Here is a 9,015-nt window from a genome sequence, read left to right as displayed (position 1 = left end):
TTACGGACCGTTAATCCTTCTTCGCGGTAGAGCCGATAAATCCGGTTGATGCCCGATGGCTCTCCTTCACGGCGCAACAATACGAACAGCCGGCGGTAACCGAACCGCCTCCGTTCGTTTGCCAATTCTCGCAACCGACCACGCAAGGCCGTATCCGGCGCACGCTGCGCAACATACCGGACCATCTTACGATCCGCGCCCGCAATCCGGCACGCCCGCCGTTCCGAGAACCCGAATTGGCTTCTCAGCTGCGCGACAGCCTCGCGCTTAACAGCGGGCGTCACCACTTTTTTGATACCAACTCACGCATCGCTGCCAGATCTAACATCTGTTCAGCCAGCAGCTTCTTCAGCTTGGCATTCTCGTCTTCGAGTGTCTTCAGCCGCTTGGCTTCGGACACAGTCATCCCGCCGAATTTGGCCTTCCAGTTGTAGAAAGTGCCTTCGGCCATGCCGTGCTTACGACAAAGATCAGCGCATTTGGCGCCGGCCTCATGCTCGGTCAAAATCCCGATGATCTGTTCGTCCGTAAATCGTGTGCGCTTCATTGTCTGTCCTCAAATTGGGTCAGACTCTAATCGATGATGGAGGAAAAATCCCGTGGCAGGTCAACCGCGCTGATGCGAAAATTAGTATCGTGGTGCACCCACATTGTCCGATCAGGCAACTGCATGTCGTTCTTCCAGTTACATTTCCCATACAATGGATGTACGTAGTGTCACCCCGATAGTTTCAGGATGCATCAAAATTTTGCCGACTTTTGATCTGGCAGCTGCGAGCGCGATGTTGCGCTTTGCCAATGCCGGACTTTTGAGGTCAACTTTTGGTTTAATGTCAGATGGTTGAGGCATGTTCGGTAAAGGCATGCTTACTAGCGCGTATTTTCGCCGCTTGCCGACCGGTAAGCCATACTCTTCATGGGCTTAAGTGAGTCTCGCGGGAAATGAGAGTGTTGCGGCCAGAATCATCTTTTCAGTCCGTGCTCTAAATTTGTAATTTTTATTTTAAAAATACGCCGAGCTAACTCGGCTCTAGATTGCAGTAGTTCGCGCTTTGATGAGCAATAAAACTCACCTTTAAAAAGATGCCATGGATGAGCGGAGACTATCCATTGGTCATGCATCCTGAGCCTATGCGTAGGTTCGTTCGGAATAAAGTGCCTGAGTGCAGATCGATTTTCCTATAGCCGCAGCTCTATTCTGATTGGGATAAACACATCGGCTATCTGGCTCGAGTGATGGAAAGAATGCACCCTTTCGATAATTTTCAATACTTTTGAGGCGCCGACTTTCAGATTTATCGGAATCGTCTGGCGTTTCGGCGGAGGGGAACAATGGAACTTAAATTTAAAAAGTCTTTTGCATTGGGGGTTGCACTGTTTGCTCCGATTTCTGGCTTTGCTGCAGGCCTCACCGAGGTAGGCGATGAGGTAATTGCACAGCAACGTGCTGCACTGGCGGCGAGTTCAGTTGAAGCGGGATTTGGTCCTCAGGCGCCGCGCGATCTGCGCAATTCGGAAGGCTCGAATAAGCGGATTTTCGGTATGGCGCCGGCAGCAAGCCAAATGAATCTGTGCAATATCCACTTTCACAAAGGCGCCGAGCATGCGGGCGGCGAGTTCACCAAGTTTCTTGGGAACGGTGATGGCGCAGGCCACGGTACGGGGTATGCCTATGATGGTGACTTGACCGAAGCCGAGCTGACGCCGATTGCGGCGCCGATCGGGACTGGTGAGCACGGGAAGCTGCAATCCGGTGACACGATTGAGGTCCACTTCGTGCACACATCGGCAGACGTCGTGCCGGGTCCCACACTTGGCGCTTGCCTTGCGGACAGCAACGGAAATCCGCAGCTGCGCGTCGAAACCCAAGTGATGGTTTTGGTGAATGATGCGTCAGCGCAGAACTTTGAAAGCTTGGCGCAACTGAACGAAGTGGATGGCTACTGGCAGGCTCCCAATGTCCCGTCAGACACTGGAACGCCCATTCTCTATACAGGGTCGACCACGGGCCCAAGCTATAACGAGGTCGCCTCCCCCTTCGAAGTGACGTGGTCGGTGCGACCTGAGGTTATTAAGGTCGACATCAATTCTGTTGCCGCGTGGTACGAAGATAACGTGTTCGAAGAGGACCATGCGCACGCGGTTCGTAATTTGGTTGTTAATCCTGCGCTGCTGTCGCGGATTTCAAAATAATTCCAAAAGCGTAGGATCAAGGGGTGGGTGTCTCAATGACCTCGCTCCTTGTGCGTTTGTATATTCTGGCACGTGGAGTGATCAAATGAAGATCCGACTGTTTTGTGCTCTTATTGGTCACCGTGTTTCTGCGTTTACGTTCACGGGGTATTTCAGGGGTCGCAGCGCCTATCGAGGACAGTGCAGTCGCTGCGGCAGAGCTGTCACCAAGTTTCAATAGGCTCTGTAGTTTCACCCAAAATCCGAACGCACAAAAAAATGGCGCCCAAATTGGGGCGCCATTTATCGTGTTTGAAATGTATTTACGAGTAAGCTTCGGGATTTTTGAAATAGAACGCGGCGGCTTCTGTACGGTTAGTCACACCTAGTTTCGAAATAACGCGGTGAATGTGCAGTTTGACGGTGTGCTCTGAAATCTCCAAGTCGACCGCGATGAGCTTGTTCGGCTTCCCGCCCGCAATCGCCCGCAAGACCTCGCTCTCTCGTTTGGTGAGCCTAGGCAATGGCTCATTGCTCTCGTCCTGCGTATCATAGGATTCCATTGCGCGGCTGGCCGTGTGAGCCGATTGTAGCGCGGCCGAAGCAGGTACGAACTGCACGCCGTTGCCAACCAATCCCAACATGCAGAGCCAAGCTTCGAGCGTCGTGTGCATCGGTAATAGGCTGATACCATGCCTTGATATTGGCTCGCGGTAGCGGTCAAGCAGGTGCTCGTGGACGGCGTCATTTTCGTATGCAATTGCCAGCTTGGTACCATCCTCTGTCGTGCTCGATAGCGTCCCGTCCAGCATCAGATCCATGAATGTGGGAGCGTCAATCAACACCATCTCGAAGCGAGACATCGGGCCCGCATCGCCTGCATAGGTGCGCGCGGCACTGAGTGTGTCAAAGAACTTGATATCATTTTGCGGAAATTCCGCAGACAGCGTTCGCTGAACGCGCTGGGAAAACAAGTCCATGCATCCGATGAGAGCGATCGGCTTTTTCATAAAGAGGTCCGCTTTGTAGTCAAAGCGGAGACCTTCGAATGTTCCGTCCATTGGGCACCCGCCAAACAGTTATAGTTCAAAATTTGCAGCCCTCATAAGGGGCCAGTCCGCAAAGGCAGAGCACTCGTTAGCAACAACATAACCCAGCTCAGAGAATGTTCTCAGGTGGATTAGTTGAGTTACGAAACGATCACCCATTTGGTTTCACGAGAGGTGAATTTTCCTAACAAATTTATTAGGTTAGAATCTGTGACCTACACCGAAAATGCGTGCAAATTATTGAATTTATTGCGTATTTTTCGTATGTGCAACTGCACACTTTCGATAAATGTAGATCGCTTTTCCAACTGTTAGCAGGTGCCGCAGTGCGCAATAGTCTCTCAAATGCCGCCTTCGACAGTGAGTTGACTTATCTCAACCTTTTCTCGCTCGTCGCTGTTTGCACAAAATTGCCGCTCGCTGTTTGAGGGGGTTTGGAATGTGCCAGCCCCCTACATACCCAGTTTGCTCACCAGTCTTCAAACTTGGCTAAGATATCGCGAGATACTGGACCTATACGAAAGCATATGTTACCGTTTATTTGCCGCCTTAATTTAGCTTGGCCGAGGATTTATAGATGAGTGACGCACTTGATCGACTGGTCGAAATCCGTTCTCTTATTGAGAGAATGGAGAAAAGCTTTGGGGCTTCCGGTCTATCGACCGAAGAACGCGAGCTTCTCAGGGCGCTGGCGGTTATGGGTATTGCCAAATCGGATGTCGCTCAGCCGGATCGCCTCCACTGTCAGAAGACCCTCAGTAAAATCACCCGGTCTGAATATCGCGGTAAACTGCGGTCCTTGGCTTTGGATGCGGACGCTCAATTATCGGATGCCCAGAAAGCGCGCATCTAGCTTGCACTCTCACGGCGCGATTTCTTAGTAAGTGGCCCCGATGGGAGGCTGGGCTGATAAATGGCGTGAGAGCGCGTGAAACAGCTTTTCTTTGCGCAATGGCTTGGCCACTAGCTCGAGCATCCCAGCGCCAAGGCACTCTGCCTCGATTTCGTCACTCATATAAGCTGTCGCACCGATGACTTTTGTGTGAGCCAACGCTGCTTGACTCAGAATTTCACGCGTTGCACTGATGCCATCCATCACAGGCATATTCAGGTCCATAATCACCAGATCGGGCTTATATTTGATGGCTAACTCAACGGCTTCTTGACCGTTTTCGGCCGTCCACACGGCATTGCCGTTCTTCTTGAGTAACAGGGTCAAAACTTTTCGGTTGATCGGTTCGTCATCGACGATCATCACACTCAGATCCTGGGGCAGCTGGTCAGACACAGAGCCAATTACTGGACGCGGCTGTGATGCCCTTGGGAAAGAGAAAGTCGCGACCGCGCTGGCAGAGTCCTCTCCAGCTTCTTCGAAAGTCAGCGACCCGCCCAACTCCAAAATTGCGTTTTGTGAAATCCACAGGTTTAGATCGATCGTTTCCTGCTTGTGTTTGTCAGACCCCTGCCCTGAGTACACTTTGCGTGCCAAATTCCCGTCACCTAGCTTGGATCGGAAGGTCGGAGCGGTGATGGACAGGCGGTAAGTGATATGGGTGTCGTGGACTACGCTATCGCATTCGACCCGCACTGATGCGCCCTCGGGCGATGCGAGCGCTTCGATATATAGGCTTTGGAACAGGCTCTGCAGGACGCTTTCTTTCCCAAGGGCCATGTGCGAGCCGATGTTGTTTACCAGCGTACCGTCCAAATGCCGGGCTTGGGTGCGAGACACATTCTCGGTGTAGAGTGCATTTAGCACTTTGCCGACATCAATGGCGGTTTGCTCTTGTGTGTCGCTCGGGGTGTCCGACTGTACAAATGACATGATGTTGTCGACCTGACCCAGCAAACGCTCAGTGCTTTTCTTGAGCGTTTGAAACAAACGCTTGTCAGCGCCGGACAGGGTCATGCCGTCTTCCAAAATATCAAGGCTCAGGAACATCCCGTTCAGCGGCGTTCGCATCTCGTGCGAGATTGCGCGGATCAGGCGGCTTTTGGCCAGACTGGCCATCTCGGCTTTCTTTTGAGTTTCTTCAAGCAGGCGCATCCGCTGGATTGCGGACTCCGCGCGCTGGGTCTCGGACAGGTCATGAATTGAGTACAGGGTTGCGTCTTTGCCTTTCCAGACAATCGGCTTCAGCGTCACTTCAATTGGGATACGGCGCTCTCTGCCCTGAATATACCCTTCCACGGCAGAGCATAGCGGGGTCTGCAGCGCCCATCCATCGACCCCTTCTTTAAGCCCCAGGAAAACATAGCGTTTGACCTGCTGATTCAGTGTGGCCGAAGCGTGAATGCCTGTCAGTTTGTGAAACGACTCTGACGACTCTAGGATCTCGCCGGTGCGCGCAACGATCAGGACCATATCGCCAGACGCCGCGACAAGATCCTTGCTGGATTTTTCCATTGCGCGCCGCTTCGATGTTTCGGCCTCGCGCTTTTTCACCTCAGACGTGAAGCCCGCCATGTCGTGCTGGCTGTCGGCTTTTTCAAACCACAGCATCAGGTGACCGTTGCGGTCGAGCCGTTTGCCTGCAACGCGATGCTCTTGACCGAGATGATCGACGATTTTGTCGAACCGAACGTTTGTCGATTTCGCGATGCTGCCGAGGAAAGCTTTGGTCGACTCCGCTCTGAACAACGCCTCGGCACCTCCCGCGTTGTACATCGAGCGTGCAGCCTCGTTGGTAACCACCATGTCAGCGCGAACGGTGGTGATGAACGAGGGCTTGTCGAACGTCTCGATGATTTCCTGCAGCAGGGCCGGGTTAGTCGTCATACGCGAAATACCTTCTCCCGCCGCCAGCGGAGCCGTCCGTGTGCACCAATACGCTGCAGCACCCGTCCCCATTCGCGATTGTTTTCAGCAGTTCGACCCGCGCTTCGCCGTGCAGTGTCGCGGCGATCGTGCCAAAGACATTGGATGTCATCATGCAGAGCGACGGTCGCCCATTCACAAAGGATCCGAAAGGGCACTTCGCGTTCGAAAATTCGATTGTTTTGCTGTCTTCGCTCTCGACTTTGAAGGTGCCGCCGATACGGGCCTTCAGATCGGTCAAGATGTAAGACAGGTCATCAGGTGTGATTTCGCCGTTGTCCGAGCTGTTGCGATAGGCCCCGCAGATAGTCTCCCCTATGCGCTCGCCTACAGTCGAAATGTAGCCCTCTGCGTCTTTTAACCCGACCACATCCTGCAATGTGCCGGATAGGGCATTGACCATAGAGAGCAAGAAAACTTCGCGCTCCAGATCTTGTTTTCTTTCAATTGGTTCGGCTCCCAAGGCGTCCTCCACGGCATTGATCTGACAAGGATGCCGCGAACTCATGCGGCAACACACAATCAAAGCACCTGATAAATCCGCGAAGTATCATGCGGACTTTGGTACACACCCGAGGTCTAGCACTTAGTTAAACCTCACAACCTTTAATATGGCAATCTAGACTTATGATTTACATGGGCAATAGCGTAGGTCGACTTTGCCAGTTTCAGGAGGGCAGACCCCGACGCTCCAGCCAGATTTTTAACACCTCAATCTGCGCGAGCGTGACTGATGAGGTCGGCAGTCCAACCAAGACAGGCGCCAGCGTGTAGGCGTGAAACTTGGTCACTTTGGTCTGCGCATTCGATTGCCCGATACACTTGCCTAAACTGACGGATCTGATTTGCGTCTCATTCATCGCGGTCATCTTTGCGTGGTCCAGGGATCGAAAATGAATTTGCACGAGTGAATTCTGCTCACCTTCAACATTGACCGTGCTGAGGTAATCAGCTCCGTTAGGCTTCAGGTTTTCTTCACCTTTTGTGACACATATCACTTTCCGAAGGTATTGTGAGGGCGGGGTAACTGAGGACTATTTCGGATAGCGCTTCCAAGCACACTAGGGTCCCAACATCGCCCACTCGTTCAGCGGCGGCTCACTTGGCGCATGTCGACCCCATTTTGTGCAAGAAACTGCATAATCTGGCGTTGCATGTCGCTGTCCACCTCTGCAAACGGAGCCGCCGCCGGTGACCTGCGTTCGCGGAGTTGCAGCGAATTGATTGCGTCTTTGACGGAGTGCGCTGCCATCTCCATACGGCCCGTTTCGCCAGCCAATTCGTGACTGCTGCTGGCGACCAAGGCGCTGGATTTATTAAGCTCGACTACTGCGGTTGAAATCTCCGAAACACCTCGCGCCTGCTCTCTGGAACCGTCCGAGATCGCATCGGCCTTGCTTTCGATCAGCTGCACCTTGTCCGAAATCTCCACAAAGGCTTCACGTGTTTCTTTGGACAGCTTGGTGCCCGCCGCGACATGTTTCGTCGATGCCTCGATGAGGTCTGAGGTTTCTTTGGCGGCCGTCGCCGACCGGCTGGCAAGGCTGCGAACCTCTTGGGCGACTACGGCAAATCCACGCCCCTGATCGCCTGCGCGTGCCGCCTCGACTGCGGCATTCAGAGCCAGCAAGTTCGTTTGGAATGCGATTTCATCGATGACTTTGATGATTTTCTTGATGTTGGAAGACGAGTTTGTGATCTGCTCCATCGCTGCATGCATCTCTTCGACCTTTGTGCTGCCAGCCTCGGAGATCTGACGTGTCTGCCCGATCAATCCCTGTGCCTCTTGCACGGCAGTGTTGTTGGCACGGGCAAATGAGTCTGCCGCCTCAATCGAACGGGAGATCTGTTCAATCGCCGCTGACTGCTCTTGCGCACTCGTAGACATGCTTGCTGCCGACTCGTTGACCTGATTTATTGACCCCGAGATATCCTCGATTTGGTCCCGAATACTGGTGAAGGTGGTGTTCAAGCTGTCGTAGGCACGCTCAAAGCTTTCGATAATCGTCTTGTATTGCCCCTGAAAGGCATCTGCGTGGGTGTTGCGGTCCAATTCGCCATTCACGATTGCTGTGGACATGGCATCGACCTCGGTCACGATGGTCTGGAAGGATGTGCGCACCTCGTCCACCGCGTGATTGATAAACACCCGCTCCCCCGGCTGGCGCTCAATCCCCTTGTCAAAGTCGCCTTTGGCGTAGGCCTGCATACAGCCAATGATCTGCTTTTTAATCGAGATATGACCAGCAACCATCTGGTTGATTTGCTCTGCGACTGCGGCGTAGTCGCCTTCAAGCGTTGCCGTGTCGACGAAATGACTGATCATCCCGTCGTAGTGCGCTTTTGCCATCTCGCTCACCCGTGACATCAGCTCGGCAACCTGCGTTTGGCCCTTCTTGGCATCAGTGACGTCGCGCCACTCTACCAGATACATGTCGACTTCCCCGTAGGTATCAAACGCAGGCGTCGCCAGAAATTCAACCGAGGAGCCCCCGACGGTGAATTGACCCTTGTAGGGTGATTTCAGCGATTGCAGCATCGCGCGCTGGACATGAGGGCTTTTGTGGAAGAGGTCAATCGGTTGTCCCAGAACATCTTCTGCCACGAAACCAGCCACCTCTTGTCGGATATCTGCTTCCATGCGCTTGAACATGGAGCGCGCTGCATCGTTCAGATAGCGGATCACAAAGTCCCGATCCGCTATCACAACGGGCGCGCCAAGTAGATCATACCCTTTGGTAAAGTTGTTCTCTGCTGACGAGAGAAATTCATTTGTGCGGTGCAACGTCATCTGCTGTTCCCTACGATGCGGATTGCTGAAGTGCATTTACGTGTTTCCGAAAATACAACTGACACATTCCCATCCATGAATGCAGCCCGCTCAAACTAGGAGTTTCCAGTGTCTTTGGTGGAAGCTTAATGCAAAGGTATGGTGTGGAATTGCTGCGCAGCAGAAAATTGACCAAGTGTTTGAAA

7 protein-coding genes and 1 pseudogene are annotated in these 9,015 nt (G+C 53.0%); 2 read left to right on the top strand and 6 right to left on the bottom strand.

The genetic code is table 11. The features are described from left to right. Nucleotides 1-547, bottom strand: a pseudogene (locus BM225_RS16265) (transposase); the annotation flags it as partial. Nucleotides 548-1,332: 785 nt separating this feature from the next. Here BM225_RS16265 and BM225_RS16260 point away from each other — a divergent pair. Then, nucleotides 1,333-2,193 (top strand): delta-class carbonic anhydrase, encoded by an 861-nt coding sequence (locus tag BM225_RS16260; RefSeq protein ID WP_092464989.1) that lies wholly within the window; start codon nucleotides 1,333-1,335, stop codon nucleotides 2,191-2,193. 302 nt (nucleotides 2,194-2,495) lie between these two features. Here the strand turns inward: BM225_RS16260 and BM225_RS16255 are convergent, their stop codons facing one another. Beyond that, a complete protein-coding gene (locus BM225_RS16255; RefSeq protein ID WP_245780522.1) occupies nucleotides 2,496-3,233 on the bottom strand; it encodes a helix-turn-helix transcriptional regulator in 738 nt (245 codons plus the stop codon). Nucleotides 3,234-3,798: 565 nt separating this feature from the next. On the opposite strand from BM225_RS16255, the gene BM225_RS16250 reads away from it, so the two are divergent. Further along, complete coding sequence (locus tag BM225_RS16250; protein ID WP_092464988.1) at nucleotides 3,799-4,074, top strand: hypothetical protein; 276 nt, start codon at nucleotides 3,799-3,801, stop codon at nucleotides 4,072-4,074. A 24-nt stretch (nucleotides 4,075-4,098) separates the two neighbouring features. Here BM225_RS16250 and BM225_RS16245 read toward each other — a convergent pair whose 3' ends face one another. From BM225_RS16245 to BM225_RS16230, 4 genes are all read right to left on the bottom strand, one after another. Further along, the gene (locus BM225_RS16245) at nucleotides 4,099-6,000 is read right to left on the bottom strand and encodes a response regulator (protein ID WP_177218642.1); all 1,902 of its coding nucleotides are present in this window, start codon (nucleotides 5,998-6,000) and stop codon (nucleotides 4,099-4,101) included. Beyond that, nucleotides 5,990-6,502 carry a methanogen output domain 1-containing protein gene (locus BM225_RS16240; RefSeq protein WP_092465002.1) on the bottom strand — a complete coding sequence of 171 codons (513 nt, stop codon included), beginning with the start codon at nucleotides 6,500-6,502 and terminating at the stop codon, nucleotides 5,990-5,992. The genes BM225_RS16245 and BM225_RS16240 overlap by 11 nt, the downstream gene beginning before the upstream one ends. Nucleotides 6,503-6,707: 205 nt before the next feature. After that, nucleotides 6,708-6,908 carry a hypothetical protein gene (locus BM225_RS16235; RefSeq protein ID WP_143095404.1) on the bottom strand — a complete coding sequence of 67 codons (201 nt, stop codon included), beginning with the start codon at nucleotides 6,906-6,908 and terminating at the stop codon, nucleotides 6,708-6,710. A 218-nt stretch (nucleotides 6,909-7,126) separates the two neighbouring features. Next, on the bottom strand, nucleotides 7,127-8,830 hold the full coding sequence (locus BM225_RS16230) for a methyl-accepting chemotaxis protein (protein ID WP_177218641.1): 1,704 nt from the start codon (nucleotides 8,828-8,830) through the stop codon (nucleotides 7,127-7,129). Between the last annotated feature and the right edge of the window lie 185 nt (nucleotides 8,831-9,015).

Origin of the sequence: Donghicola eburneus (genome assembly GCF_900115865.1) — a bacterium.
GTDB lineage: Bacteria > Pseudomonadota > Alphaproteobacteria > Rhodobacterales > Rhodobacteraceae > Donghicola > Donghicola eburneus.
This window is presented reverse-complemented; position numbering and strand designations above follow the sequence as displayed.

What these genes read in the sequence shown, in the direction of transcription:
- BM225_RS16260 (WP_092464989.1), top strand. Translation starts at nt 1,333, where the DNA reads ATGGAACTTAAATTTAAAAAGTCTTTTGCATTGGGGGTTGCACTGTTT.
- BM225_RS16245 (WP_177218642.1), bottom strand. Translation starts at nt 6,000, where the DNA reads ATGACGACTAACCCGGCCCTGCTGCAGGAAATCATCGAGACGTTCGAC.
- BM225_RS16255 (WP_245780522.1), bottom strand. Translation starts at nt 3,233, where the DNA reads ATGGACGGAACATTCGAAGGTCTCCGCTTTGACTACAAAGCGGACCTC.
- BM225_RS16230 (WP_177218641.1), bottom strand. Translation starts at nt 8,830, where the DNA reads ATGACGTTGCACCGCACAAATGAATTTCTCTCGTCAGCAGAGAACAAC.
- BM225_RS16250 (WP_092464988.1), top strand. Translation starts at nt 3,799, where the DNA reads ATGAGTGACGCACTTGATCGACTGGTCGAAATCCGTTCTCTTATTGAG.
- BM225_RS16235 (WP_143095404.1), bottom strand. Translation starts at nt 6,908, where the DNA reads ATGACCGCGATGAATGAGACGCAAATCAGATCCGTCAGTTTAGGCAAG.